At 59.1% G+C, this 26911-nt stretch carries 26 protein-coding genes and 1 pseudogene; 7 read left to right on the top strand and 20 right to left on the bottom strand.

Features of this window, described 5'->3' with window-relative positions:
• Positions 1–291: 291 nt before the first annotated feature.
• The 8 genes from ACSR1C_RS19345 to ACSR1C_RS19310 form a co-directional block, all read right to left on the bottom strand.
• Complete coding sequence (locus tag ACSR1C_RS19345) at positions 292–900, bottom strand: glutathione S-transferase C-terminal domain-containing protein (protein WP_038068037.1); 609 nt, start codon at positions 898–900, stop codon at positions 292–294.
• Positions 901–967: 67 nt separating this feature from the next.
• Positions 968–1630: an OmpW/AlkL family protein gene (locus ACSR1C_RS19340; RefSeq protein ID WP_082386789.1), complete on the bottom strand. Its 663-nt coding sequence runs from the start codon at positions 1628–1630 to the stop codon at positions 968–970.
• Positions 1631–1707: 77 nt separating this feature from the next.
• A complete protein-coding gene (locus tag ACSR1C_RS19335; protein WP_054540694.1) occupies positions 1708–2913 on the bottom strand; it encodes an NAD(P)/FAD-dependent oxidoreductase in 1206 nt (401 codons plus the stop codon).
• Positions 2914–3012: 99 nt separating this feature from the next.
• Entirely contained in the window at positions 3013–3918 is a 906-nt protein-coding gene (locus tag ACSR1C_RS19330) for a VOC family protein (protein WP_054540695.1), read from the bottom strand.
• A 33-nt stretch (positions 3919–3951) separates the two neighbouring features.
• Complete coding sequence (locus ACSR1C_RS19325; protein WP_054540696.1) at positions 3952–4548, bottom strand: 2-hydroxychromene-2-carboxylate isomerase; 597 nt, start codon at positions 4546–4548, stop codon at positions 3952–3954.
• On the bottom strand, positions 4545–5540 hold the full coding sequence (locus tag ACSR1C_RS19320) for a dihydrodipicolinate synthase family protein (RefSeq protein ID WP_038068042.1): 996 nt from the start codon (positions 5538–5540) through the stop codon (positions 4545–4547). The genes ACSR1C_RS19325 and ACSR1C_RS19320 overlap by 4 nt, the downstream gene beginning before the upstream one ends.
• 83 nt (positions 5541–5623) lie before the next feature.
• Positions 5624–6688, bottom strand: coding sequence for a gentisate 1,2-dioxygenase (gtdA, locus tag ACSR1C_RS19315; protein ID WP_460260706.1), 1065 nt, complete (start codon positions 6686–6688; stop codon positions 5624–5626).
• Between the two features lie 45 nt (positions 6689–6733).
• Positions 6734–7057: a 2Fe-2S iron-sulfur cluster-binding protein gene (locus tag ACSR1C_RS19310; protein ID WP_037209930.1), complete on the bottom strand. Its 324-nt coding sequence runs from the start codon at positions 7055–7057 to the stop codon at positions 6734–6736.
• Between the two features lie 382 nt (positions 7058–7439).
• Here ACSR1C_RS19310 and ACSR1C_RS19305 point away from each other — a divergent pair, with 382 nt between their 5' ends.
• The gene (locus ACSR1C_RS19305; RefSeq protein WP_460260705.1) at positions 7440–7964 is read left to right on the top strand and encodes a MarR family winged helix-turn-helix transcriptional regulator; all 525 of its coding nucleotides are present in this window, start codon (positions 7440–7442) and stop codon (positions 7962–7964) included.
• Positions 7965–8022: 58 nt separating this feature from the next.
• Here the strand turns inward: ACSR1C_RS19305 and ACSR1C_RS19300 are convergent, their stop codons facing one another.
• From ACSR1C_RS19300 to ACSR1C_RS19265, 8 genes are all read right to left on the bottom strand, one after another.
• Positions 8023–8880, bottom strand: a complete 858-nt coding sequence (locus ACSR1C_RS19300; protein ID WP_038068048.1) for a fumarylacetoacetate hydrolase family protein — start codon at positions 8878–8880, stop codon at positions 8023–8025.
• A gap of 89 nt (positions 8881–8969) precedes the next feature.
• Positions 8970–10214, bottom strand: coding sequence for a cytochrome P450 (locus ACSR1C_RS19295; RefSeq protein ID WP_054540699.1), 1245 nt, complete (start codon positions 10212–10214; stop codon positions 8970–8972).
• A gap of 171 nt (positions 10215–10385) precedes the next feature.
• Complete coding sequence (locus ACSR1C_RS19290; protein ID WP_054540700.1) at positions 10386–11249, bottom strand: hydroxymethylglutaryl-CoA lyase; 864 nt, start codon at positions 11247–11249, stop codon at positions 10386–10388.
• On the bottom strand, positions 11246–12490 hold the full coding sequence (locus tag ACSR1C_RS19285; protein WP_054540701.1) for a CaiB/BaiF CoA transferase family protein: 1245 nt from the start codon (positions 12488–12490) through the stop codon (positions 11246–11248). Before ACSR1C_RS19285 ends, ACSR1C_RS19290 begins: the two co-directional genes overlap by 4 nt.
• A 66-nt stretch (positions 12491–12556) precedes the next feature.
• Positions 12557–13276 carry a maleylacetoacetate isomerase gene (maiA, locus tag ACSR1C_RS19280; RefSeq protein WP_460260704.1) on the bottom strand — a complete coding sequence of 240 codons (720 nt, stop codon included), beginning with the start codon at positions 13274–13276 and terminating at the stop codon, positions 12557–12559.
• Entirely contained in the window at positions 13201–13911 is a 711-nt protein-coding gene (locus tag ACSR1C_RS19275) for a fumarylacetoacetate hydrolase family protein (protein ID WP_054540703.1), read from the bottom strand. Before ACSR1C_RS19275 ends, maiA begins: the two co-directional genes overlap by 76 nt.
• A 59-nt stretch (positions 13912–13970) precedes the next feature.
• Positions 13971–15911, bottom strand: a complete 1941-nt coding sequence (locus ACSR1C_RS19270; RefSeq protein WP_054540704.1) for a TRAP transporter permease — start codon at positions 15909–15911, stop codon at positions 13971–13973.
• Positions 15912–15992: 81 nt separating this feature from the next.
• Positions 15993–16964, bottom strand: coding sequence for a TAXI family TRAP transporter solute-binding subunit (locus tag ACSR1C_RS19265; RefSeq protein ID WP_054540750.1), 972 nt, complete (start codon positions 16962–16964; stop codon positions 15993–15995).
• A gap of 186 nt (positions 16965–17150) precedes the next feature.
• Between ACSR1C_RS19265 and ACSR1C_RS19260 the strand changes: the two genes are divergently transcribed.
• From ACSR1C_RS19260 to ACSR1C_RS19240, 5 genes are all read left to right on the top strand, one after another.
• Entirely contained in the window at positions 17151–18515 is a 1365-nt protein-coding gene (locus tag ACSR1C_RS19260) for an aromatic ring-hydroxylating dioxygenase subunit alpha (RefSeq protein ID WP_054540705.1), read from the top strand.
• Between the two features lie 86 nt (positions 18516–18601).
• Positions 18602–19159, top strand: a complete 558-nt coding sequence (locus tag ACSR1C_RS19255; protein WP_054540706.1) for an aromatic-ring-hydroxylating dioxygenase subunit beta — start codon at positions 18602–18604, stop codon at positions 19157–19159.
• Positions 19160–19169: 10 nt separating this feature from the next.
• The gene (locus ACSR1C_RS19250) at positions 19170–19475 is read left to right on the top strand and encodes a non-heme iron oxygenase ferredoxin subunit (RefSeq protein WP_082386790.1); all 306 of its coding nucleotides are present in this window, start codon (positions 19170–19172) and stop codon (positions 19473–19475) included.
• 31 nt (positions 19476–19506) lie between these two features.
• Positions 19507–20340 (top strand): 3-(cis-5,6-dihydroxycyclohexa-1,3-dien-1-yl)propanoate dehydrogenase, encoded by an 834-nt coding sequence (gene hcaB, locus ACSR1C_RS19245; protein ID WP_038068063.1) that lies wholly within the window; start codon positions 19507–19509, stop codon positions 20338–20340.
• Between the two features lie 127 nt (positions 20341–20467).
• On the top strand, positions 20468–21919 hold the full coding sequence (locus ACSR1C_RS19240) for an aldehyde dehydrogenase (RefSeq protein ID WP_460260703.1): 1452 nt from the start codon (positions 20468–20470) through the stop codon (positions 21917–21919).
• 117 nt (positions 21920–22036) lie between these two features.
• Here the strand turns inward: ACSR1C_RS19240 and ACSR1C_RS19235 are convergent.
• Both ACSR1C_RS19235 and ACSR1C_RS19230 read right to left on the bottom strand, forming a co-directional pair.
• Positions 22037–22354 (bottom strand): annotated as a pseudogene (locus ACSR1C_RS19235) (transposase); the annotation flags it as partial.
• A 72-nt stretch (positions 22355–22426) separates the two neighbouring features.
• Positions 22427–24799 carry a 1-deoxy-D-xylulose-5-phosphate synthase N-terminal domain-containing protein gene (locus ACSR1C_RS19230; RefSeq protein WP_054540709.1) on the bottom strand — a complete coding sequence of 791 codons (2373 nt, stop codon included), beginning with the start codon at positions 24797–24799 and terminating at the stop codon, positions 22427–22429.
• A 130-nt stretch (positions 24800–24929) separates the two neighbouring features.
• Here ACSR1C_RS19230 and ACSR1C_RS19225 point away from each other — a divergent pair, with 130 nt between their 5' ends.
• A complete protein-coding gene (locus ACSR1C_RS19225) occupies positions 24930–25448 on the top strand; it encodes an Lrp/AsnC family transcriptional regulator (protein WP_407926660.1) in 519 nt (172 codons plus the stop codon).
• A gap of 430 nt (positions 25449–25878) precedes the next feature.
• On the opposite strand, the gene istB is transcribed toward ACSR1C_RS19225, so the two are convergent.
• Positions 25879–26643, bottom strand: a complete 765-nt coding sequence (gene istB / locus ACSR1C_RS19220) for an IS21-like element helper ATPase IstB (RefSeq protein ID WP_038068069.1) — start codon at positions 26641–26643, stop codon at positions 25879–25881.
• A 169-nt stretch (positions 26644–26812) separates the two neighbouring features.
• Positions 26813–26911 (bottom strand): mercury resistance system transport protein MerF (gene merF / locus ACSR1C_RS19215; protein ID WP_460260707.1); only part of this gene is annotated, 99 nt, incomplete at its 5' end.

The raw sequence follows: 26911 nt of genomic DNA, 5'->3' as shown, positions 1-26911 counted from the left end.
ACACCTCGGCATAGGCAGATCAACAGCTTACAAGGCGATCAGAAATGCCACGCTGTAAGCCATGTTCAGGCTTCGTTCTTCCTTAGCGTGGTTCTACGAAGAAACCTTCCGATGGGGCCAAAACGATGCGACAGAACCCGTGCGATTGCCACCAACGGCGTGCCAGACCGGGTGGTCATCGACAATTTGCGCGTCCGTCAGTCAGAATATGTTGCTCATAATTCAGCCTCCGCAAGGAGGCTGAATCACGCCGCACGGGCAAAATCAATAGGCCCTGACCCCAAGCCTACGTCAGGCGGGGGACAAGAGCCCTTCCTCTTTCAGAGCTTGCAGGACAGCCGGTCGTCCACCGATCCGCTGCGCGTATTCGACGAGCTTCGGCCAAGGAGACATGTCCATCTTGAGGAAGTTGCACCAACCGAGCACCGTGAAGAGATAGGCGTCGGCGACGGTGAAGCTGTCGCCGACAAGATAGCCGGCACTTCCAATGCGCTTCTCTGCTTCGGTCAGACGGTTGGCAGCCATTTTTTCGAAGAAAGGACGGGCTTCGACCGGCAGATCAGGACGGAACAACGGCGCCATTGTCTTGTGAAGCTCTGTAGAGATGAAGTTCAGGGTTTCAAGAAGCTTCCAACGCTCATCTCCCGTCACCTTGCCGAGTTTTCCGTCTGCCTTGTCCGCAATGTATTGCAGCACTATGGCAGCCTCAGAGATCTTGGTCTCGCCATCGACGATGGTGGGGACCAGACCCAGTGGGTTGATCTTGCTATAGTCCTCACCATCGACCTTGTTTCCCGCCGGGTCCATCACGACCATTCGGCAAGTCGTGGGTATCTCCGCCTCCAGACAACTGATGTGAGCAGCCAACGAACAGGCCGCAGGTATGTAGTAGAGTTCCATTTTCACAGTGTTTCCTTCCTTTGTGTTTCAGCACAGGTACCCTGAAACTGCAGACGGAGTATATGTCTCAGAAGCGCCAGACCAGACCGGTTCCGACAAGCAGAGGATCGAGCGTCGCACTACCTGTCGCTGACGGCCCGCCGACGCCCAATGTGCCACTGACGTCAGCATCGAGCCAGATTTTCTTGACGTCGAAGTACATACCCATCCGCTCATTGATCATGCTTTCGAAACCGACCTGTAGAACGGCACCCCAAGCATTTTCCGCCTCGAAGCCGGCCACATCGCGCCCGTCCGAATCCAGAATGATGGTATAGTTGATGCCCGCGCCGACATAGGGCTCGAACCTCCGATTACGGGTCGGAATGCGGTATTGGAGTGCGAGAATCGCAGGTGCGTAAGTCACATCCCCGAGATAGGCCCCAGCAAGGCTTCCTTCGCCGCGAATCTCTGCGGTGGGTGGGATTCCGAATGTGAAGGTGGCGGAAAGCTGAGGGTTGATGCGATAGCCGATATCAAAGCTGAGCGAGTAGTTGTCGTCGACCGAAACATCGGCGCCGGGGAATGGCGCACCTCCGACCGACAGTTCGGCACCGGGGCTGAAGTATATCCCCACGGGCCCCCCCCGGAGATACCAGCCGTTCTGGTCTGCATCCTGTGCTTGGGCAGCGCAAGTTTGGGCTAGAGCCAGACAAGCGCTGAGTGTTGCCGTATAGTAAGTTTTAAACATAGTTTTCCTCCCTATGTGTTGGACTTTTTGGTGATGGCGTTGCCCAGGTCTTCGCCTGGTTGGGTATCTTTTTGTGCTTACAGTAGCTTACGAAGGTCTGGTGCTGTGATCAGCGAGTCGTCAGTCACTGCGTAGCCTTTCGACATGAGGCGGCGAACGATCGCCATGTCGCGGGGCGCGCCGAAACAGATGGCACCGACCAGCCGATCACCGATGGCCGAGAAACGGGTGAACGACTTTCCTTCGCCCTTGCGCACAAGCAAAGTTCCCCCAGCGGGCTGGTTATCGCCGATCATCTGAATGTTGAGGTCGTACTGATCAGACCAGAACCAGGTGTTGATTGCATAGGGCTCCCTCTTCCCCAGCAAGTTTCTTGCGGCCGCAGCGGCCTGGTCCTGCGCATTGGCCCAGGATTCCATCCGTGTCGGCTGGCCACCGCCAACCCGCATAGCCGCCACATCCCCGGCCGCAAAAATCAGCGGGTCGGACGTGCGCAGAAATTCATCTACGATGATGCCATTGCCCGTCTCCAGGCCAGCCTCCCGCGCGATCGCATCATTCGCAATCGCGCCGATCCCGACGACGACCATGTCAACCAGCAGCGTTTCCCCGTTTGACAGAGTCACGCTTTCAACCCGGTCATCTCCGCCTACCGTCACGATTGAGGTATTCAGATGGATCACGGTGCCATTGCCACGGTGCACATCAGCCAAAGCGACACCGACATCCTTTGGCAGACTGCGGGCGCAAAGCCGGTCGGCCAGTTCGACGACCACCGCTTCCATCCCGCTTTTTCGGGCTGTTGCTGCGACTTCAAGACCGATCCAACCCGCGCCAATCGACAAAAGCCGCTTTCCAGGCACCATTTGCGCGCGCAAACGCTCGGCATCAGCAATCGTACGCAGATAGAAAACATTGGCTTTTCCCGCGAAGGGGCCATCAAGCATGCGGGCGCGACTTCCGGTCGCGATCAGCAGGCGGTCATAGGGCAGGCTTGCTCCCGAAGAGAGCCGTACCACATGCGCGTCGCGGTCGATTGCTTCGACGCGTTGGTTGAGCTGAAGGTCGATGCCAAGATTTTGCGCGGCCTCGGCGTTCAGCAAGCAAGTGCTCTGTGCATCTGCCGTACCCTGAAGAACCGCCTTCGACAGCGGCGGGCGGTCATAAGGGAACTGCCCTTCTTCGGAGAGGACCGTGACAGTGCCCTCAAAGCCTTCTGTTCGCAGCGTTTTCGCCGCGGAGACCGCAGCCAAACCACCGCCTATGATGATGATACGTTCCATCGGAGTTTTCCTCAGACCATGATACAGATGACGCGCAGACCTGTGCCGCGCGTCATCTGTTGATTACTTGTCAGCGCCGCAGCGCGGCACTGTCCTGAGTTAGGAACCCACCTTGAAGCTCTCGGGGAACGGAGCCCCCCACGAGCTGAAGATGCCCGGCTTGTCCGCGCTCCAGATGAACGGGCCTGCCTTGTGGTCCACACAACGCGGCATTTCCCCCGAAAGCTCATACCTGTTGCCATCCGGCGTGAAGAAATAGGAGTAGAGATTCGAGCCTACACCGTGCCGACCCGGGCCTGCTTCCGTCATGACCCCACCGCGTGCGACCTGATCGAGCATGAGCTTCATGTATTCCATGTTCGGGATCGTCCATGCGAGATGGTCGAGCGTCTCATGCGGCGCGCCCGCAAACATTGCGACGTCATGGTGATAGTCGCCGACATGCATCCAGGCCGCAAGACGCCCTGCGCCTCCGGGGAACTCGACAATGTCAGAGGCATAGAAATCGACATGCTTGCGCAGGAATTCGATCGTCTGGGTCGCATCCGGACCGACGCGCAGCGTGATATGGTCGAGGTCAAGCGGCGCCAGACCGCTCAGGTGGTTGGCCTTGCGAGCAGCCGGGTTATAGTAGTGTTTGCGCGCTTCAGACCGCAGCAATGCAATCTGCATCTTCTGGTTTTGGGGCGGCAGGTCGAATTCGATGATCTTCTCGACACCCGGATCGCAGTCCGTCATCTCCCGGACCTGGACGCCGGCATCGGAAACCCGCTTGCTGTAGCGATTGAGGTCATCCTCATCATCCGCAGCGATCGCAAAGCTGATGACGCCGGTACCACCCTCGGTCACGGCCACATCGAAAGTTCCGTCGGTCCCACAGGTCAGGTAAACAGTACCGTCTTGCCGAGCAATTTCCTCAAGCCCCAGTACAGTGGTGTGAAACCGCACCGATTCCTCGAGGTTCTTAACCCGCAAGTGCGCGTGCGACAGTTTTTGAAGAGCCATACTATTCCTCCCTATGGATGGTTGGCGTTGATGTCAAAGCTCCTGCTGGAGCGTTCTTTCCATAAATGTGATGCGGTCATTCCCCCACCACATCTGATCACCCACAATCATCGTGGGCGTACCAAACACACCTGCCTCATGCGCGGCCTGCGTGCTCGCCTCGTATTGGTCTGTAGCATCCTTCGATGAAACCCAAGCCGACAGAACATCGGGATTCCAGCCGAACTGCTTCGCCAATTCATCCAGCAACGCCGGGTCAGCCAAGTCTGCACCCTCTCCCCAGACCCGGTCCCACGCAGTCCGGATGAAGGCTTCTCCCTCGCCTTTCGCCATTGCATAAAGAAAAGCCTTGTTGAGCTTCTCGGACGCGAGTGACTTCGGAAAGGTCAAAGGCAAACCATATTCCTCAGCCCAACGGTTGAGATCCTTGCTCAAATAGCGAATCTTCAACGGCAGGCTGACATTTGGTGGTGCGGTATTCCCCGCCATGAGTTTGAGTTGCGGCAGGTTCACGACATGGGGCCGAAACTCCAGACCGTATTGCTTGCAGATCCCCGGCACCTTGTGAAAGGCCAGATAAGCGAAGGGGCTCATGAAATCGAAGTAGAAGTCAAGATGCCGACCGGTCACTTGCCGCTCTCCGCCTCAAGCTCCGCAGCGAGTTTTGCCCATTGACGCCCGGACTCGCGCGCGCCTTCCAGAGCCGTTGCGGGAACCAGGTGGTAGGGCGGACGGCAAGGTCCAGCGACCATCCAACCTGCCGCATCCATACGGGCCTTCTCGATGCCGATGTTATAGACCGAGAATTCCTTGAACGAGCCGTTGGGGAAGAGGGTCCGATAGGTCAAACCAATCCTGTCGGTCAGTTTTTTGGCTTGGGTCCAATCGCCAGTCTCTACCGCCTTGGCCACAAGGTCGCGAAGCTGGATCACAGGTGCTGGCCCGCAAACCGCGCCACTGGTCCAGAACGCCGTGCAGTGTTCGGGGTCGAGCCGGGCGGCGGCGTAATAGTCCACATCAAGCGGCATCAGTCGAATGCGGCGCTTGGTCAGGTTCAGGTCCGTATAGAGCGCTGCCGTGTTTATGTACTTGGCAGATACGATCTGCGGAATTTCGGAGATCTGCGCCCAGAAAGCACGCGGGAACTCGAACTTGAATGCCTCGGGGTTGGCATATGCACAGATAGCCATGTCCGGGCACGCCTCGGCCACATCACGAAAGAACTGAACTGCTGTCGGCACATCAGGCTGAACCCACATCGGCGGCCCCATCATCACCCCGTTAAGCCCGATCTCGCGCGCGGCACGGGTCATGCTGATGGAGTCGCGGGTGTTAAGGGCGGTCGCCCCGCCGAAGATGGGAATGCGACCGCGACCGGCTTCGACCAGCGTGCGCATGAAGGCTTGCTTCTCTTGCCATGTTGTCGTGGCTCCCTCTCCCAGGGTGCCGAGAGAAAGAATCCCGTTCACACCAGAGGCGATCAGAGCCTCGACGACACGGGCCGTTTCGTCCAGATCGACCGTGTCTTCAGCGCGCGGATCCGACGCGTTGGGCTTGGACGGCGTGGGCATGATCGCCCAGCAACCTGTCACGTCATCGACCGTGAGCAGTTCATGTTTCATGGCTTGAAGCCCCGATTTATGTGAGTTGTTTTGCGTGGATTGGCATGGTGCGCAGCCAGGGCGCACCATGCCGGACAGTGTCACTATGCGCCGAGCGGAACCGCGTTTCCACGGTCTTCCCGCCAAAGCCCGAGCTTCTCCTGGCAGACGCGATCGGAGTAAGAGAACAGCACTGCATCGCCGTCCGCCTCATGCGTGACGGTATGCCAGCTCGGAACGACGAACAGATCCTTCGGACCCCATTCGTAAGTCTTTCCATTGATCACACTGCGACCGGTGCCTTCAGTGACGACAAAGACTGTTGCGTCTGTCGACCGATACGGCCGCGACTTGAAGCCTTTCGGAAGGAGTTGAAGGCAGGGCGAAATCGTCGGCATCGCCCAGCCGCCGTCGACCGGGTTGACATAGCGCATCTTGATACCGTGGAAGGGGTCGACCTCACCCTGCTTCAAAAGATGCTCGAGGCCTTCGCGCGAGCGTTCGTAAGGGTAATTGAAGATCGGCGACGCTATTCTGGTCGCCTCGTAGTCGACCGGAAGCATGTTGGCACCGTAGCGCCAGGTGCTGTCTTCAAGCTGGCGGGTAATTGGCTGCTGATCCGCGTGATGCTCTTCTGCGAAAGAGGCGTCGAACACCGACACGATTGGAATATCCAGACCGTCGAGCCAGATCATCGGCGCGTCGCTGTCATTGCCGTGGTCGTGCCAGGCTCCCGGCGGAGTGATTACGAAATCGCCAAAGTTCATCACTGTGCGCTCGCCATCGACTGACGTATGCGCGCCGTTGCCCTCCATCACGAAGCGCAAAGCTGACTGGCTGTGGCGGTGCGCGGGGGCAACTTCGCCCGGCAGGACGATCTGAAGGCCAGCGTAAAGCGACGTCGTAATCCGGGACTGACCGCGCAGGCCTGGATTTTCAAGCACAAGGACGCGCCGCTCGGCTTCCTTCGCCGTGATCAGACTGCCCGCTTCCAGCAGGTAGGCCTTCGCTTCGTCGAAATGCCAAAGGTGCGGCAAGCAACCGCTTTTGGGCTCAGGAGTGATGATGTTCGACAAAACAGTCCAAAGTGGGGTATAGGACCCGCTATCGATCTTGTCATAGAACATCTTTCGTTCTGCTGTTTCCACAGGCTTTTCGGTCAGCGACATATTTATCCTCCGTTTGGCGCGATCAGATAGAAAGCGTCACATATATCAGAACTGGAACTCTGGGGTGGTGACGGTGAGACCATCGAGATCTGCTGTCAGGCGAATCTGGCAAGCAAGCCGGCTGCTGTCCTGCCTGTTGGCCGCAAACTCCAACATACTGGCTTCACCTTCGCTGGTCGGCGGAAGCAGAGAAAGCCACTTGGGGTCAACATAGACCTGACAGGTCGCGCATGCGCAAGCGCCGCCACAATCCGCATCAATTCCCGGCACGCCAGCCATCGTCGCAGCCTCCATCAGAGACTGCCCCTCGCGCGACGATACCTCACGTCGCTCTCCCATCGAATCAATGAACACCACTTGGATCGACATAGATATTCTTCCTCCCAGCACGTCGTTCGAATCGAAACTGCTCCACTCAAGGCAGGCTTGCCCACCCATTTGGGAACAATAACGACGAACTTACTCCTCCGTTTGGCTGCCTTTTTCGTGCCCAATCCCGCCTGACCATGGTCATTCAGGCGGATCAATGGCTTAAACTAAGCATGCATACTACATTGTTCGCATATCTTGCTGCTCCTAGTCAAGCGATTGATGGCCAAGGCCCCGACTCAGACATGACCAAACCCGAGCCCGGGTTTTCCGGTAACGCGCTCCAAGGGTAAAGACGTCCATCTGCTGCCCGAGATTGTCGGTGGTATCGAAGGGTGTTATGCTATAAGCGGGCAACAACGAAAAAGAAGATGGTCGGCGCATGAAAGATGATACCGAGCGGAGACCGCCCGAAACCTTGGCTGGCGACGCCGATTTTCGGGTCATTATGGACCATCCCGCGCATCTGATTCGGCGTAGCTACCAAATCTTCTTGTGTGCCTTCGACGAGGCTATGGCTGGCCTGCCGTTGTCGCCTGTGAGCTGGATCATTATCGCAACAGTGCGAAATTTCCCGAGCCTGTCCGTGACTGAGGTTGCCCGGCGCGCCGCAATAGACAAGGCGAGCTGTGGACGAACTGCAAGCGCGCTTGAGAAGCGCGGGCTGCTTTCGATCAAGAAGAGTGATACGGATGGCAGAGAGAAACTGCTCGACATCACCCCTGCCGGCGAGGAATTGTACGGCAAGGCGTTTATTCAGGTCATGAAGCTGAAGTCGCTGCTCCTGGATGGAATTGATCCAGAGGTGCAGCGTCAGTTCCTGACTTCCATGGCAGTGTTTGTTCATGCATCACGCAAGAACACACGACCGTCAATTCCGACCGCACGTGACGCCGACATGGATTGAGACAGTCATAGCGATTGCAGATGGCCACCCACAAGCAGATGGCCAGCTTTTCTTGGCGTCAGGTGACGTCGATTTCCATCGAGCCGATCCGGTCGATCCAGGCATGGATCTTGTTGCCCGGCTCAATCTGCCCGACGCCCTCGGGAGTCCCGGTGAAGATGACGTCGCCCACTTCCAGTGTATAGAATCGGCTGGCCATCTCGATCAGTTCCGGCACGCTCAGCACAAGATCACGCGTATTGGCCTTCTGCCTGGTGACGCCGTCCACCTTCAGTTCGAAGTCGAGCTGGGACGGATCGGTGATTTCATCGGCTGTTACAAGCCACGGTCCCAGCACCGAATAGCTGTCTATGGACTTGCGCATGCTGCGTTCCTCGGCGCCGCGCACCGTCATGTCAAGCCCGATCGCATATCCTGCGACGTACTCCAGCGCGCGCTCCGCTGACACCCTGTCGGCGCGTTTGCCGATGATGACCGCAAGTTCGATTTCGTGATCGCTGCGCCGATCAGGGAAGCGCAGTGTCACCGGCTCGGAGGGGCCGATAAGACTGCTGGTAGCCTTCAGAAACAGGCCGGTCTCGTGGATCACCCGCACTTGGGCTGCATTGCCCTGGTGCAGATCCTTCTGCGCGCGCGCCTCTTCCAGGTGCTTGACGTAGTTCACAGGCGCCGCGACAAGCTTGCCGGGGTTTGCAACCGGTGAATCGAAGGCCAGTTCACGGACTGGTCTGCGCTCTCCGGTCCTGGCAGCCACAAGGAATGCCTCCTTGAGCTGATCGAGATGTGCGATCAACGGGTCATGCCGCGGCAACGGGTAGCGCAGTTGCGGCAAAAGGTCGAGGGCCGAGGTGACATCGACAACCTCATCGTCCTGAACAAGACCGATACGGTCCTTGTGGAAGCGACAAATCTTCATTTCTTCTCCTTATCAACGGGCACCCGGCCCGGCGATCCTGGGGTCGGGTCGCCGGGCCGGGGTGACTAGTTCTCAGCGGTCGTCGCGGATCAAGCCAAACGCACGGGGAGTTCTTCCAGACCTCTGAACCGTGTGTTGTGCTGAAAGCGAGCTTCGCCGTTGCGCACCAAGGTCGGCAGCTCCTTCAGCACGGACGCAAGGGCGATCGGGGCCTCCATCCTGGCAAGCGGCCGACCGAGGCAGACATGGATCCCCGCACCGAACGCGACATGATTGTTCGGACGGCGCGCAAAATTCAGCCTGTCGGGGTCTTCGAACACACGCTCGTCCCTGTTCGCCGAAGCCTGGGCAAGAACCACCTCGGTGCCCGCCGGGATCGTGCCATTACCACTGGCAAGTTCCACATCGTTCGTCGTTCGCCGCCCCTGAAGCTGGAGCGGCGTGATGAAGCGGATCAACTCTTCGAGTGCCGTGGGCAGAGCAACCTCACCCTCGACCAGCTGACGCTTGCTCTCGGGGTCATCCATCAGGAAATGCATCGACTGAGAGATGAGGTTTGTCGTGGTCTCATGGCCGCCATTGAGCGTCACGATGCACATGTGAAGAATTTCGGCGTCACTGACCTCAACGCCATTTCGCTGCGCCGCAGCCATTGCGCAGAGGATGCTCTCGCTCGGGTCGATCGTGCGGCGCGCCTTGATCTCGTCGAGAAATGGCAGGAGATAGCCCATGAATTCCGTTACCGCTTCATGGCCTTGCTTGATCGCTTCGGCCGACACCTGCGGGTTGAGCGGGAAAAGCACCTTGCGCCCCACGCCCTGGATATAGTCAGCATCTTCAACCGGAATGCCGATGACCCTGCAAATGAGTGCAACCGGGATGCGGAAAGCGAAATCGCGCACGAAGTCGAACTCGCCCATTTGCTTGACCTTCTTGATTTCACGGTCAATCACGTCTTGGGTAAAGTCCGTCAGAGACTTGATGGATGTCTGAGAGAAGAAGGGGTTGACGATATCGCGCAACCGGTCGTGATCGGGGTTGTCACGGAAGAGCATCGTCGATGTGTGATGCTCCAGCAGGGGGCCCTTGCCAAATTTCTTCTCAAAGTACTCGCCCTTGTAAACGAGACCTGACAGGTCGCGCCAAACCTGACGCACATCGTCATAGCGCGTCAGAAGAACTGTGCCATCTGCTTGCCGGTGAACAGGATCACCATCGCGCAACAGGCGAAAATACTTGCTCGGATCGTCGAAATAGTCATCCGGCGGAGCCAATAGATTGAAAGCTTGCGCTTTCTCAGAGTCTGTTTGATCAATTCTCGCGGCTTCGGTCATTTTTCCCCCTGTATTCCACATCAATGAACCACTTGTAACATAGGCATTCGTAAGCATGCTGTCAATTTTCAACTTGGACACGCCCTTGCTTTTGTCCATGTCAGAAGATGAAGCTTCAGCCTTTCGCGCTCCCCCCACATGCGCGGCACGCTCCTCTGCGGCGATCTGCCTTTAGCCGCAAGTCGCGCCCGGAAGGGCCTGGACGAATGCGGCGATCGGGGCAAGGGCTGCAAGGTCCACGCCGGTTTCAACGCCGCAATCCCGGAACAGGCTCACGACATCCTCGGTGGCGACGTTGCCGCTGGCACCGGGAGCATAAGGGCAGCCGCCAAGCCCACCAATCGCGGAATCGAAGACGCGTACACCCTGATCATAAGCCGCGCGCACATTCGCCGTGCCATGGCCGTAGGTATCATGCGCATGCATCGCCCAAGCGGAAACGGAGGGAAAGCGCGCCATCGCCGCCCTGAACAATTCCGCGACCTGCGCCGGTTCGCCGCGGCCAGTCGTGTCGCATAGGCAGATCTCGGCATCGGGGCAGATTTCCAGCGCGCGTTCCAGAAGATCGAGCACGGCGTTGGCAGGTGTCACCCCCTCGAACGGGCAATGGAATGCGGTGGCGAGGTTGAACCGCAGCCGCAGCCCATCGGGCGCCTCAGCGACAAGCCGGGCGTAATCGGCGAGGGCCTCATCCGGCGTGGCGCGCACGTTCGAACGGCTGTGGCTTTCCGAGACCGAGATGACATAGGACAGAAACTCCGCTCCCGCCGTGATTGCCTTCAGGCCATAGCGGGCATTGGGAACCAGGACCTGCGGCACGACATGACCCTGGGCCAGAACCTCGGCCAGAACCTCGCCGGCGTCGGCGAGTTGAGGGATGGCGCGCGGACTGACGAAGGAGGTGATCTCCATCCGTTTCAATCCTGCAGCGGCAAGGTCGCGGATCACGGCGATCTTGGTCTCGGTCGGGATGAAGGGGCCGATGTTCTGAAAGCCATCGCGGGGACCAACTTCAACGATCTGGACGGCGGTCATGCTATTACTCCCTTCTGGTAGAGCAACTTGATTTCATCCTGCGAGTAGCCCGCGATCTCTGCCAGAACGGCTGCGGTATCTTGTCCGACCTCCGGGCCGGTGCAGCGGATCGTGCCAGGGGAATCGGGGAAATGCGGCACAATGCCGGGATGAAGCAGGTCGCCATGTAGCGGGTCGCTGACTTCGCGCACCATGCCGCGGGCGCGGAACTGCGGATCATCGGCAATTTCCGCAGCGGTGTAGATCAGCGTCGAAGGGATGTCTGCCTTGGCCAGAAGCTCTGTCAGTCGACCGGCATCGAACTGCCTGGACCAGGCAGAAATGGCCTCGTCGAGTTCGTTGACGTGTTTGAGGCGGCCCGCATTGGTCTGCAACTCCGGCCGTACCGCCAGATCTTCGCGCCCGATCAACGCTGTCAGCCGCTGAAACAGAAGATCTGAATTCGCAGCGACAATGACCCAACGGCCATCTGCCGAAGGATAGGCGCTGGTGGGAGCCGCCGACGCGATGCGCGCGCCGACGGGTTGGCGCACAAGGCCGAGCGCACCGTACTCCGTGACGATCCCTTCCGTGAGCGACAGCACGGCTTCTGTAAGCGCTACATCGACGGTGCTGATGTCCCCATCCTCGGCTCCGCCGCTGCCCGTCCGACCGTCTCGGCGCAAAAGACCGGCGAGAACGCCGATCGCTGCGTAAAGTCCGGCAACGGAATCGCCGATGCTGATGCCGACGCGTGGCGGCGGCAGATTGGTGGTGCCAGGAGGATGGTCGGTCAGGTGACGCAATCCGCCGATCGCCTCGCCAATGACGCCAAAAGCGGCGCGGTCACGCAATGGGCCAGTCTGTCCGTAACCCGAGATATGGGCCACTACGAGACCTGGCCGCAGCTCCTGCAGCCTTTCACGATCGAAGCCGAGACGCGCCAGACCCCCGGGGCGCTGATTCTCGATCAGCGCATCAGAGCGCGCGATGATGCGTCCCACGGCCTCGACTCCTTCGGGGCTTTTGAGATCAACCGCAACCGAACGCTTGTTGCGGCCATGAACGCTCCACCACAGTGACGCGCCGTTGGATTGCGCGCCCCAGCCCCGCACAGGATCCCCATCGGGCGGTTCGATCTTGATGATCTCGGCACCAAGATCGCCGAGAATGCGAGTGGCGAACGGAGCGGCGATGAAGTGGCCGATTTCGACAATGCGGAGGCCGCTAAGGGGTGGCGGGGCTTCTGGTCTGGTGTTCATGTGTCCTCGTCGAGATATCCGGCGTCTCGCTCGCTTCAGGAGTGTCCGGCTTCTGTTGGTGTTGCGTCATACCGCATCTGGTTGGTGTGCTGGCGCGGCCTCACGGAAAGCGGGCAGCGCATCGGCTGCATCGAATATCCGCGCGATGGTGGGCCAACGGCTTGTATCAATGTCGAAACGTTGGTTGTTCCAGACCTGGGCATAGAGGCAGCAATCCGCGAGCCCCGGCGTATCACCATGGCAGAAACGCCCGGTGCGACTGTCCTGCGCCAGCATGATTTCAAGCGGATCAAAGGTGGTTTCGACCCATTGCGTGAACCAGGCTTTCTGAGCAGCCTCGTCGGCACCGAATTGCTCGGTCAGGCGAGTCAGGACGCGCAGGTTGTTCAGGGGGTGGATCTCGCAGGCGATCATGTATGAAAGCGCGCGCACACGTGCCCGCCCGTCTGCCCCCTCAGGCAAGAGCCGCGGTCCGGGTTGGGTTTCGTCGAGCCATTCGATGATGGCAAGCGACTGCACAAGAACCTGGCCATCGTCGCTTTCCAGAACCGGCACAAGTCCGGCGGGGTTCAGCGCCAGGAATTCGGGCGTACGGGTTTCACCTTTGCGCAGGGCATAGGGCACATATTCATAGGCGACGCCCTTGAGGTTGAGGGCAGCGCGCAGCCGCGTCGAGGTCGATGAGCGGAAGAAATTATGAAGGCGGAAGGTCATTCGACGTGTCCCTTCGCGCGCGGCCCGATGGTCGTGGTAATCTCGCCCAGCCCACTGATCGAGACGACGCATACATCGCCCACCTGCATCGCGCCGACGCCCGCAGGCGTGCCTGTCATCACCAGATCGCCGGGCCGGATCTCCATTGACTGCGACAGGATCGAGATGATCTCTGGCACCGACCAGATCAGGTCTTGCAGATCGGCGCTTTGCTTGACGGCACCATTTAGCGTCAACTGGATCCGGCCCTGCTCGGGCTTGCCGACCGGCGCGCCAGTGTGGATCGAACCGATCACCGCCGAGCGATCAAACGCCTTGCCCCAGTCCCAGGGCCGTCCTGCCGCACGGGCAGCAAGCTGCAAGTCCCGTCGCGTCAGGTCGTTGCCGATGGCGTAGCCGAAGATGTGGTCGCGCGCCTGTTCCTCGGGAATATCCGTGCCAGCCTTGCCGATGGCGATCACCAGTTCGGCTTCATAGTGGAAGTTCTGCGTTTCGGGCGGATAGGCGACGACCTGCCCATCTTCGACAACGGCATCGGCGGGTTTGGTGAAGAAAAACGGCGGATCGCGATCCGGATCCTTGCCCATCTCTCGTGCATGCTCGGCATAGTTGCGTCCGACGCAGAAGATCCGACGCACAGGGAAACGCTCGTCCCGACCGGCGATAGGCAGGCTGACGGCAGGAGGCAGCGGGAAGCTGTAATTCATGGAGGTTATTGTCCTTTCCTCGTGGTCGTAATTCAGCGATGTGGCATCGTAGGATGCATTCATGTCGGCACTATCGCCCTGCGCAGCAACCGAAGTGCCACCATGATTGCGACACCCAGGCCATGGAGCATGAGGGTGTATCCGCCACCCAATGCTTCCGGCAGAAGAAGCAGCACTCCGCCAAAGCCCAGGACTGCGCGTTCGTAGCCTGACAACATGCCCCCGAACCAGCCAACCATGGCGGCGGATATGGCATAAACCCCAATTGCCGCAGCAGACGTGGTCAGCAGGATTTCAACCGGGGTTCCCTGCATCAGCAGGGCAGGCGTAACCACGAAAATGAAAGGAACGATATAGGCTGTCCAGCCTAGCCGCATCGCAACGAATGCTGTCTGCATCGGCGGGGCCCCGGCCAGCGCCGCAGCGAAGAAGGCGCCGATGCCGACAGGCGGGGTCACCATTGACATCATGCCGAGGTAGAAGATGAAGAAATGGGCAGCCATGGGTGTGATCCCGGCCTCTACCAGCGGAGGTGTAAGAAGGACCGCCAGCAACAGATAGACGGCAACCGTCGGCATCCCCATGCCAAGGACAACACTGGCAATGGCCGTGAGGAGCAAGAGCAGCGGAAGGCTGCCCCGACCGATCTCGGCCAGCGCGAACGTGCCGACAAAGCCCAACCCGGTGATGTTGAGAACACCGATGATGAAGCCGGCGGCAGCGGCGATCATCAGGATCTCGGTCATGGAGATGCCGGCTTCGGCGAGCGATTGCCAGATCATGCGCAGAGTGATGCGCCGGCCACCATAGCCGTATGCGACGCCGCAGATCAGGGCAACGCCGGCCGCCCAGAGGGCCGCCGTTTCCGGTCGCTGGCCCAGCCAGAACATGCCGACCACGATCACTGCAAACGGCAGGATGAAGATACCCCCGCGACGCAGAGTGTCGAGCGCAGAAGGAATTTCATCCTCACGCAGGGGGGCGATGTTGGCCTTGGCGGCCTCAAGATCAACCTGACAGTACACCGCAAAGTAATAGAGCGCGGCCGGGATGATCGCTGCAATCGCGACCTGCGCATAGGAAACGCCCAGGAAATCGGCCATAAGGAAAGCGACTGCGCCCATGACCGGGGGGGCGATCTGCCCTCCGGTCGAGGCGACGGCCTCGACTGCGGCAGCCATCCGGGGCCGATATCCCGAGCGGATCATCAGCCGGATGGTGACGACGCCGGTCGCGACGATGTTGGACACCACAACCCCGGAGATCGTGCCGAAAAGCGTCGAGGCCAGGATCGAGATCTTGGCCGCTCCGCCGCGGCGGCGCCCCAGCGCGGCAAGCGCGATGTCGTTGAAGAACTCGCCCCCCCCCGCCCGCACGAGGATCTGCCCGAACAGCACGAACGCGGCGACGACCGTTACCGACACGTTCATGGTAAGGCCGAGCATGCCATTGGCATCGAACCCGATATAGGAAAGCAGACGATCCGGTGAGACCTGCCGCGTTTGCATCGCACCCTGAATCATGTGGCCGATCATCCCGTAGCCCCCGATGAAAAGCACCACCACGACGAGCGCCCAGCCCACCACCCGCCGCAGCCCCTCAAGCACCAGCAGGACAAGCATCCCGGACATGATCACGATATCGACCGGGGCGGACATCACCCGCGAGACGATATCGGCATAGTTTATGGCAACATACAGCGAAAGACCAAGCCCCAGGACGGCAAGAATCCAGTCGATGGTTCTACCACCGTCCGCCGGAACATTCTCGTCGCTGCCGCGTGGATCCTTCTCGCCGACGCTGCTTCTGTCGATCAGGAACACCAGGCCCAGCCCAAGCCCCAGGGCGACGGCCAATATCTGCTCGACATAGACGCTCAGCCCGAGGCGGCTCGGCGCGTCGAACCCCACAGCGACGGCCAGCAGCGAAAGTGCCACCGCCTGGGTTTGGACGGCAATCCGACGAAATGTTGGCAGCCGACTGCCAGTTGTCTGAGTCAAAGCCTGTTTCCTCCACAATGAGCGAATGCAAAAAGGACTGCGCCGGGAAATCTCCCGGCCCAGCCCTCCGTCATAACCGTGTCAGTCAACAGCGCGAATGGCGACGCCCCGCTCGGCGAAGAAGGCCGCTGCACCAGGGTGATATTCCACACCCGGATAATCGACATAGGCGGTTTCAATGTTCATCACGCGAAGCGGAGGATAGGCATCGCCGATCGCACCCACATTGTCGAAAATCGAGGCCAGCAGCGCCTTGACCTGTTCGTCGGACACATGCTCACCAGCAACAAGGACGTTGTCCCATGTCAGCATCATCATCGGCGCATCGACACCCACCCGCACCGGCGAGGGCGTCACCTCTGAGAAGTAATAGGCCGGGCGAAACTTGCGAATCGTTTCGAGCGCCTGCTCATCCGAGGCGACCTGAAGATAGCGGACCCCGCCCACCATTGCGCCGACCTCAGCGACCTTCGGCCCGCCGACAGCGAAGAAGGCCGCATCCGTCAGACCCGAGGCCAGAGCATCGACATTGCGAATGATATCGGGGATCGGCACTTCAACCACTTCACCATAGCTGATCCCGTCCGCCTCGAGAAGCGCACTCACCAGCGGACGGTTCAGCGGGAAAGCCTCCCAGCCCGAGGGCACACGCTTTCCGGCAAGATCGGAGACCCGCGTCATGCCGGAATCTGCCCGGACGAACAGCCCTACCGCAAAGGGATTGATCTTGGCCACAACACGCAGATTCGGCAGAGCCGCCGAGTAGTCACCCTCCCCGGCGACCGCTACGATCATGTCATTGATGTCAGTCATCGTGAATTCGGCGTCTTTGCTGTCGACGGCCTGAAGCATCTGCGCGTTGCCGCTATATGCCTGAACAACCAGCCGCCCGCCGCCGCTTTTCTGGGCCTCGGCCGCAATGACCGAAGCCATCGTATTCCACACCGAACCCGCAGGAGGTGTCGTGATCGATGTAACCTGTGCGGAGGCACCGCCAGCCGCCGTCACTGCAAATACCATCGCGCCAAAAACGCGCGCCAAAAACGTCCTCATCTTCTCGCCCCCCATGCTGAACTCGCTCCCCCGCAAGCCCTTGCCCTTCCCCTTACCAGTTCCGGACTTGCTTGAAAAGCATGCTTTTCATATTGTCAACGGCCCCTCAAAGCGATAACAATCCGGCCCACGCGTCTGCGAGGAGCCGGATGCGGCGGAAATCGATTCCAGAGGGAGGAGCCTACGATGAACGTAAAGGCAAATGTTGGCGCGGCGGGCGCTTATTCTGATGCCCAAATTCTTGCAATGGTCGACGAGAAGAGCGGTAAGTTCGACCCTAAGATCTATGTTGACGAGTCGCTTTATCGCCTTGAGCTTGAGCGCATTTTTGCGCGCACCTGGGTTTGCATGGGTCACGAGTCGCATATCCCGAATTCGGGCGACTTCACGACCGCCTATATCGGCGAGGATCCTGTGGTCGTTGTGCGCCAGAAAGACGCCAGCATCCGCGTGTTCCTGAATCAGTGCCAGCACCGCGGAATGCGCATCTGCCGCGCCGATTCGGGCAACGCCAAGGCATTTACTTGCACCTACCATGGTTGGGCATACAATCAGGGCGGTGATCTGGTCAGCGTCCCGATGGAGAAGGAAGCCTTCGGTGGTTGCCTGAACAAGGCAGAGTGGGGGCCGAAGCAGGCGCGCGTCGAAACCTACAAGGGTCTCATTTTTGCGAACTGGGATGCCGACGCGCCGGGGCTCGACGAATATCTGGGTGATGTCAAATTCTACATGGACATCATGCTCGACCGCTGTGAGGCCGGAACCGAGGCGATACCCGGGATCCAGAAATGGGTCATTCCCTGCAACTGGAAGTTCGCGGCCGAGCAGTTTGCTTCGGACGCTTATCATGCGGGCACCACCTCGCACTTGTCCGGCATCATGGCCGGTGTGCCGGAAGATGTGGATATTACCCAGGTTGCCCCTCCGACGGATGGTTTGAATGTCCACCTGGAGAACGGCCATGGTTGCGGCCTCTTCTTGCGGAACCCGATGTTCTACATGACTATTGTTGGGCCGAAGGTGACGGAATACCTGACGACCGGGCCAGCATACGAAGAGGCAGTGCGGCGTTTGGGTCAGGGACGGGCGGATGTGAACCTTTGCCATACCAACGTCTTCCCGAACTTGTCGTTCCTGGCAGGGATCAACACGGTCCGGATGTGGCAGCCTCGCGGCCCGAACGAGATCGAGGTCTGGACCTTCACTCTCGTTGACAAAACTGCCCCGCAGGAGATCAAGGATGAATGGCGTCGCCATACATCGCGCACTTTCTCGGCGGGCGGCGTGTTCGAGCAGGATGATGGCGAAAACTGGTGCGACATCCAGCAAGTGCTGCAGGGTCATGTTGCCCAAAACCAGAAGTTCAACATCGAGATGGGCTCGCATACAGTGACGGCCGATAATCCCGAGGGCTTCCCCGGGCTGAGCTTCGCATACACCTATAGTGAGGAGTCGGCGCGAGGCATGTACCGTTATTGGACGCAGATCATGACCGCACCGGATTGGGATGCAATCCGCCGGATCGAGCAACAGCCGCTCGCGGCGGAGTAACGTTCAATCGGCGGCAAATGTCCGCTTATGTATCAAACGTCTGCCGATACGCCTCGGCAGACACTTTTCGATGAGGGAGGAATAAGATGCTCGATGATACTTTCAAGGCTGCCTTCGAAAGCAAGCCCAAGGCCGTTTCTCTGGAGCTTCAGCATGAAGTCGAACAGTTCCTGTATTGGGAATCCAAGCTTCTGACGGATCGCCGGTACAAAGAGTGGTTCAGCTTGCTGGCTGAGGACCTTCACTATTGGATGCCGATCCGCTCGACGAAGATCATGCGCGAAGTCGCTCAGGAATATACCGATGAGCACGGCTTTGCCCATTTCGACGACAACTGGTACACGATGAAAGGCCGGATTCGCAAGATCCTGTCCGATGTGGGCTGGTCCGAAAACCCGGCCTCTCGCGTGCGTTATCTGATCGGGAACGTCATGGTCGTCCCGGAAGACGAGAATACGATCAATGTCGTTTCGGCGTCGATGGTGTACCGGACGCGGCAAGAACGCCAACTTGACGTTTTCGCCTGCGAGCGCCGGGATGTCCTGCGTCGGGTTGAAACCGAAGCGGGCTTCGAGATTGTGCGCCGCACGATCCTGATTGACCAGAGCACAATCCTGTCGAACAACCTCAGCTTTTTCTTCTAAGGAAGCAAATATGGCATGGATCAAGGCGTTCCCTTCGGCAGATGTGCCGGAGGGGGATATGAAAGTATTCGAAGGTGGCCCTGAGCCGATAATGGTGTGCCGGGTGGACGGCGAAATACACGCCGTCCAGGACACCTGTACGCATGACACGTGGTCACTCGCGGACGGTTTTATCGAGGACGGAGTTGTCGAGTGCAGTCTGCACTTCGCGAAATTTTGCGTCAGAACCGGCAAGGTGAAGGCCCTGCCTGCTTGTGAGGCACTCAAGGTGTTCCCCGCAAAGGTTGACGGCGACTTCATATACATCGACTGCTGAAAAGCCGCGTCAAAAACAGGGAGGAATTACAATGCAACTCAAGGATCAAGTCGCGCTCGTGACGGGCGGAGGGTCCGGTCTTGGACTCGCCATCGTGGAACGCTTCGTCGAGGAAGGCGCACGTGTTGCAATCTTTGACCGCTCGCAAGAGCGCATCGACGACGCGGTGAAAGCGTTTGGCGACAAGGTCGTCGGCATCGCGGGCGACGTTCGCAAAGTGGACGACAACAATCGGGCGGTGGCCGAGTGCGTCAGCGCCTTCGGCAAGCTCGACACGTTCGTCGGAAATGCGGGCATCTGGGACTACTCGAAAACCATGGTCTCGACAGAAGATGACGAACTGTCATCTGCTTTCGACGAGATGTTCGCCATCAACGTCAAGGGCTATGTCCTCGGAGCCAAGGCGGCATTGCCAGAGCTTTACAAGACCAAGGGCCACATGATCTTTACCGCGTCGAACGCTGCCTTTTATCCAGGCGGTGGCGGTGTTCTTTACACGGCAACGAAGCATGCGGTGGTCGGCATGATCAAGCAGATGGCGCATGAATTTGCACCGCACGTACGGGTCAATGGCGTCGCGCCAGGTGGTATCGGTGGCAGCAACCTCGCCGGAACCAGTGCCCTTTCGCAAGAGGGAATCAAGTTTTCCGATATTCCGCTCGACGACCTGATGAAGCAAATGCTGCCGCTTGAACGTGCATTCAATGCGCGGGAATATGCTGGCGCCTACGCCTTCTTCGCCAATCGTCGCGACAATACGCCGGGCACTGGTGCCGTACTGAATTTCGACGGCGGTATCGGCATGCGGGGCTTTGGGTCTCCGAATATGGGCGCAGAGCTCGTTGCAAAGTTCGGCGCAATTTAACCATAGCCGTGCGCACGGATAGGCCGTGCGCACAGTTGAAACTGGGTCGTTCTCTGGACGAATCCTCGCGAGGCTTTTGGCTGATGCAGGTTTCAAGAACAGAGAAGTAAACTTAAAAGGACATGGAATGACTGTTCAGCTCTATATCGACAATGAGGCGCAGAATGCCACAGACAACGCCACATTTGAACGCTGCTCACCTGTAAGTGGCGAAGTCGTGACGCGTGGCGCAGCTGCCACGCCAGGGGATGCCGTGGCCGCGATCGAATCTGCCGAACGCGCCTTTGCGTCCTGGTCGCAGACTGGTCCGGGCCAGCGCCGCGCCCTGCTCATGAAGGCCGCGGAAGAGATCGAAAAGCGCACGGAAGATTTCGTTGTCGCCATGAAAGGCGAAGTCGGGGCCGGCGAACTCTGGGCACGCTTCAATGTCATGCTCGCGGCGAATGTTTTCCGCGAAGCCGCAGCGATGACCACGCAGATTCAGGGCAGTACTATCCCGTCTGACAAGCCGGGAACGCTGTCGATGACCGTAAGGCAGCCGGTAGGTGTGATCCTGTCGATCGTGCCTTGGAACGGGCCGATTGTGCTGGCAGCACGGGCCATTGCCTATCCGCTGATGTGCGGCAACACCGTTGTTTTCCGCGCCTCGGAAACCTCGCCCAAGACCCATGTGCTGGTTGCTGAGGCCGTCCATGCGGCCGGTTTCCCCGCAGGAACGCTCAACTTCGTGATCAACGACCCAAAGGACGCACCCGAAGTCGTAGAGGCAATGATCGCGCATCCAGCCGTGCGGCGTGTCAACTTCACCGGTTCGACGCATGTTGGCCGGATCATTGCTGCGGCTTGTGGCCGCCATCTCAAGCGTAGCCTGATGGAACTCGGCGACAAGTCGCCCATGGTGGTCCTCGCGGATGCGGATATCGACGGCGCAGTGGATGCGACCATCTTCGGCGCCTTCCTCTATCAGGGCCAGATCTGCATGACGACCGAGCGTGCCATTGTCGATGAGTCTGTCGCCGATGCGTTCGTCGAGAAACTCGCCGCGCGGGCAGCACAGCTGGAGGCGGGCGATCCACGCACTCAGGCGGCTTGCGCGCTTGGTCCGATCATCAGCCAGGGCGCAGTTAATCACCTGAACAGTTTGCTTGCCGATGCGACCGAAAAAGGTGCGAAGATTCGGACTGGCGGGCTTGCAGGCAGCACCCTGATGTCGCCGACTGTGCTCGATGGTGTCACATCTAAGATGCGCATCTACTCCGAGGAAGCCTTTGGTCCGATCTTGCAGGTGATCCGTGTCAACGGCGCGGACGAAGCTGTTCGGGTGGCCAATGACACTGAATACGGCCTGTCTGCTGCTGTCTTCGGGACAGACATGGTACACGCACTTGATGTCGCAATGCGCATTCAGACTGGTTCAGTGCACATCAACGGCTCTACCGTCGCGAATGAAGCCCAAGCGCCTTATGGCGGCACGAAGGCCAGCGGTTGGGGCCGGTTCGACAGCACTGCGGTGATTGATGAATTCACCGAACTGAAGTGGATTACGATCGAACAGCCGTCTCAACAGTATCCCCTGTAAGGCAGGCCAGAAACCGGGCGGATGAGGTTGGGAAAATGATTGTCATCGGTGATGGTGATGATCTTATTCGCATCCGCCCGGTCAGAATCTGTCGGCTGGAGTGGGCAAAAGCTGGTGGGTCTCATCCGGAATGCGGTCATCGCCCAGTTCGATCCCGGCAAAGCGGCGCATCGCCTCGCTGTCGTAGAGGGTCTCCTCGGCCATCGGGTCGCTCAGAGCATACCAGTTCTGAAGGAAATAGACCCGCAGCATCACCTCCAGAGCCATCGGTGGCCGACCGCCCTTTGGCCCGGCCTTGGGATAGTGCGGCACGATCAGCGCAAGCAGCCGAACCCACGGCACCACCGCATCCATCTCCGCCAAGAACAACTCCCGCCGCGTCCGTTTCTTCTTCATGGCGTCGCGCAGGCCGGGAAGGGCGGGCTGTTTCGGCATCGCAAGGACTCCTTGCAGGGACACCCAAGTCTACCAGATCAGACGAGAATCGAGAGGTTTTTCAGACGTTCCTTAAACAACGGCAATCTTGCGCCCTGTTGTCAAGCCATTGATCTTCTCTATCATACTTTGCGCATCAATTTTGTAGTATTGGTACAGCTCGCCAATAGTCCCAGTCTGCCCAAAGCGTTCCACACCCAACGGAATCGTCTGGTGGCCCTGAACCGCACCGAGCCATGACAATGTCGCGGGGTGTCCGTCAATTACCGTGAGAAGGCGGCAATGCGGCGGCAAATCTTGCAAGAGGCGTTCAACATGACTAGTCGCGCCCTGCTGGCCACGCGCCCGAGCGCGCTGTGCCGCCGTCCAGCCCGCGCTCAGCCGATCCGCCGAGGTAACGGCCAGCACGCCGATGTCACGCCTCGCATCCGCCATAGCGCCTGCGGCGCGGATCGCTTCGGGCGCAATGACACCTTGATAAGCGATCACCACCTCGCAGTTGGGTCCGGGCCGACGCAACCAATAAGCGCCGTCTATAGTTCCTTGCTGCCAATCCCCATTCGGGCGCTTGCCGGGCTGTTCCACCGGGTTGGTCGAGAGCCGCAGATAGACGGAGCCGCCGGCTTCATCGCGCAGCCAGGTGCGCTCGTCAGGATTGCCTGAACCGTCCCGCTGGAGATAGCCTAAGGCCCACTCCATGATAACTGCCAATTCATCGGCAAAGGCGGGCTCAAAGGCGGCCAGTCCGTCCTGGCTCATCCCGATCAAGGGTGTGCCGATGGATTGATGCGCACCGCCTTCGGGTGCCAGCGTAACGCCCGAGGGCGTACCTACCACCATGAACCGCGCATCCTGATAGCAAGCGTAGTTCAAAGCATCGAGCCCGCGCGCCACGAAAGGATCGTAGAGTGTCCCGATCGGGATCAGCCGCTTGCCGAACAGTGAATGCGACAGCCCCGCCGCCGCCAGCAACAGAAACAGGTTCATCTCGGCGATGCCAAGTTCGATGTGTTGACCTTTCGGCGTGAATTCCCATTTCGCGGTTGAGGGGATGCGATGCTCGATAAAGGCATCGGCCTGCTCAGTGCGGGCAAACAGCTTGCGCCGGTTCACCCAGGGGCCGAGATTGGTGGTGCCGGTCACGTCGGGCGACATCGTCACGATGCGCTCCGCCAGATGGCTGTCGCCTTTGGACAAATCATCAAGGATCTTGCCGAATGCCATCTGTGTCGAGATCTCGCGGTCAGATGACAGGGCAATCTCGGGAACCGGCAATACCGCGTCGGTGAAGCGGCGACGACCTTTGGCAAAAAAGGGCACCTTGTCGAGGAACTTTTGCAGCGCGGCGGCGTCTGGCACGGTGGCGAACTTGTCCCACTCCTGCCCCGCCGGCACGCCCATATGTTGTTGCCAGTCGGCCATCTGGTTCTTGGTCATTAAGCCACCGTGGTTGTCCTTGTGGCCCGCAATGGGTGTGCCCCAGCCCTTGATCGTATAAGCAAGAAAACATGTGGGACGGTCGTCGGTGACATTGGCAAACACCTCGGCCATGGTCTCGACACAGTTGCCGCCAAGATTCTCCATCAGCGCCGCGAGTTCCGTATCATTGCGCTTGCCGATCAGCGCCGTCACCGGCCCCTGATCACCAAGATCATCCATCAACCGCTTGCGCCAGACCGCGCCGCCCTGATAGGTCAGGGCGGAATATTGCTGGTTCGGGCAGGCGTCGATCCAATCGCGCAGGGCGTCGCCACCCTCTTCTTCAAAGGCCGCGCGCTGCAGAGCGCCGTACTTCACGCGAATGACATTCCAGCTGAAAGCTTCGAAGATTTTTTCTACTCGCGAAAACAGGCCTTCGCGCACCACACCGTCTAATGACTGGCGGTTGTAGTCGATGATCCACCAGCAGTTGCGCAGATCGTTCTTCCAGCCCTCTTGCAACGCTTCATAAATATTACCTTCGTCCAGTTCGGCATCGCCGACCAGCGCCACATGGCGGCCAGCAGCCAGGTCGCTGCTCCAGTCTTTGGCCATCAAGTAATCCTGCACGATCGACCCGAAAGCGGTAATCGCCACGCCCAACCCCACAGAGCCGGTCGAATAATCCACGTCGTCCACATCTTTGGTGCGGCTGGGATAGCTTTGCACGCCCTCGAATCCGCGAAAGTTCTTCATCTTATCAAGCGTTTGATGACCCATCAGGTATTGCATGGCATGAAAGATCGGCGAGGCGTGCGGCTTTACCGCTACACGATCTTCGGGTCGCAGCGCGGAAAAGTATAGCGCCGTCATGATCGACACCATCGAGGCCGAGCTGGCTTGATGGCCACCAACCTTGATTCCGTCTACCTTTGGCCGGATGTGGTTGGCGTGATGAATCATCCAATGCGACAACCACAACAAACGGTCCTGAAGCGTTTTGAGATGGAGTGTGTCAGATGTCATTTTCGGCCCTCGCATTCAAAGCTTGAAGTGTTGCGAGACTAGCATCAACAATCTGACGCTTCTCGCCTAGTTAACGACTACTTTATGTGTTATGTGGTGATAGTGGCCATTTTTTTGGAAAAACTTGATGATTAGCACCAATCTTGATTCTTACGATGTGGGTATTCTGCATGTCCTGCAGCGTAACGGACGTGCCACAATCAACGAACTGGCTGAAGCCGTCGGGCTTAGTCCATCCCCGGTGGCCCGCAGGCTGCGCATTTTAGAGAATGCGGGCGTGATCACAGGCTATGCTGCGCTGATCGACGAAACTGCTTTGGGTTATGAATTTTCCGTGTTTGTCTCGGTCAAACTTGACCGTCAAGTGGACGACGCACTGGCCAGCTTCGAAGCCGCGGTGTGCAGCTTTCCTGAAGTTGTCGATTGTTGGCTGATGACCGGCAACCGCGACTATCTGCTGCGCATTGCAACGCGCGGGCCTTCCGATTTTGAACGCTTCCTAACCAGCACCTTCACCAAAGTTTCAGGTGTAGCATCTATTGAAAGCTCAATCCCACTGAGACGCGTCAAGGCAGGCTTGTCACGCACGCTGAAACTTGATGCCAAAGGATATCAAAGGCAAACAACAACTGGGCATGGTGGATCCTAAACGAGATCTCTTGGCACTGTCATTTGTGGACGTATATGGACCCCGCCTGATTGCAACAGGCTAACTTGGTCTGGTTCGGCGATCACGATTGCAGACGTATATCCGGCTTCCTTGAGCGGCCCGATGTTTCGTCGCCGCGAGCCCCGATGGATTTCCGCGCGCTTCTTCCTCATTGGCTCCAAGGCATCGGCTTTCGCCGCGCCGGTCCACACATCAGGTTCAAGAAGCGATCAGGGTGACCCTTTCACCATCTCCTGCCAGTTGTTGCAACGTTTCGGGGAGCGCGTGTCAACGGCGGAGTAAAAACCAGCCACGTGGCGGCGCAAAATCAGGCCAATGACGGGCGCCAGGCGCCATGGCGCGCGCGCTTGTCACATAGCTGGCGCGTGCCATGGCGCTTGGCCCGCAGGGCCAATCCTGTGGCGGATGATCAGGTTGGGGCTTCGGCCTTTCGGGCGCGGCTTTGGGCGAGCCGATAGCTGTCGCCGTTCATCTCGAGGATGTTGACGTGATGCGTCAGTCGATCGAGCAGTGCGCCAGTCAAGCGTTCGGTGCCGAAGGTCTCGGTCCATTCGTCGAACGGCAGGTTGCTGGTGATCAGCGTGGCCCCGCGCTCATAGCGCTGCGAGATCACCTCGAACAGTAGCTCGGCACCGGTCTTGGAGAGCGGCACGAAGCCCAACTCGTCGATGATGAGCAGCTTGACGGCGGCCAGCTGCTTTTGCAGGCAGAGCAGGCGACGTTCGTCGCGGGCCTCCATCAGTTCGTTGACCAGCGCGGCGGCGGTGATGAAGCTGACCGGCAGCCCCTTCTGGCAGGCGGCCAGCCCCAGCCCGAGGGCAATATGGGTCTTGCCTGTGCCGCTGGGCCCCAAGGCGATGACGTTCTCGCGTCGGTCGATCCATTCGCAGCGGGCAAGTTCCAGCACCTGCATCTTGTTGAGCTTCGGGATCGCCTTGAAGTCGAAGCTGTCGAGGCTCTTTGTGGCTGGGAACTTCGCAGCCTTGATCCGCCGTTCGATCATCCTACGCTCGCGGTCGATCAGTTCCAGCTCGACGAGACGCGCCAGGAACTGGACGTGATCCCGACCCTCGGCGGCGCATTGGCGGGCAAGCTTGTCGTATTCCCGAAGGAAGGTGGGCAGCTTCAGCGTCTTGAGATGATCCGCGAGCAGGATTTTCGGGGCCACGGTCATGCTGCATCCTCCGACAGCAGGGACATGTAACTGGCCGCGGACGTGGTCTCGACGTTCGCCCGAGGCACGTAGGGGTAGACATCGAGGTCCAGCTTCGGGGGGTCTGATGCCGGGAAAATCAAAAACGCTCATGAGAGCGTACTATTCTGCCCCCTCCGGCATCAGACCCCTAGATGGTCAGGCCGATAAAAAACGCCAGCGCGGGCAGCAGCACATAGTCGAGCCAACCCAGCCAGGCCGACAGGCCCACGGCGCCGAGAAGAACGAC

It is taken from the genome of Actibacterium sp. D185-2, assembly GCF_054954595.1.
Note: the sequence above shows the minus strand (reverse complement) of the source record. Positions and strands in the feature narration are given on the sequence as shown.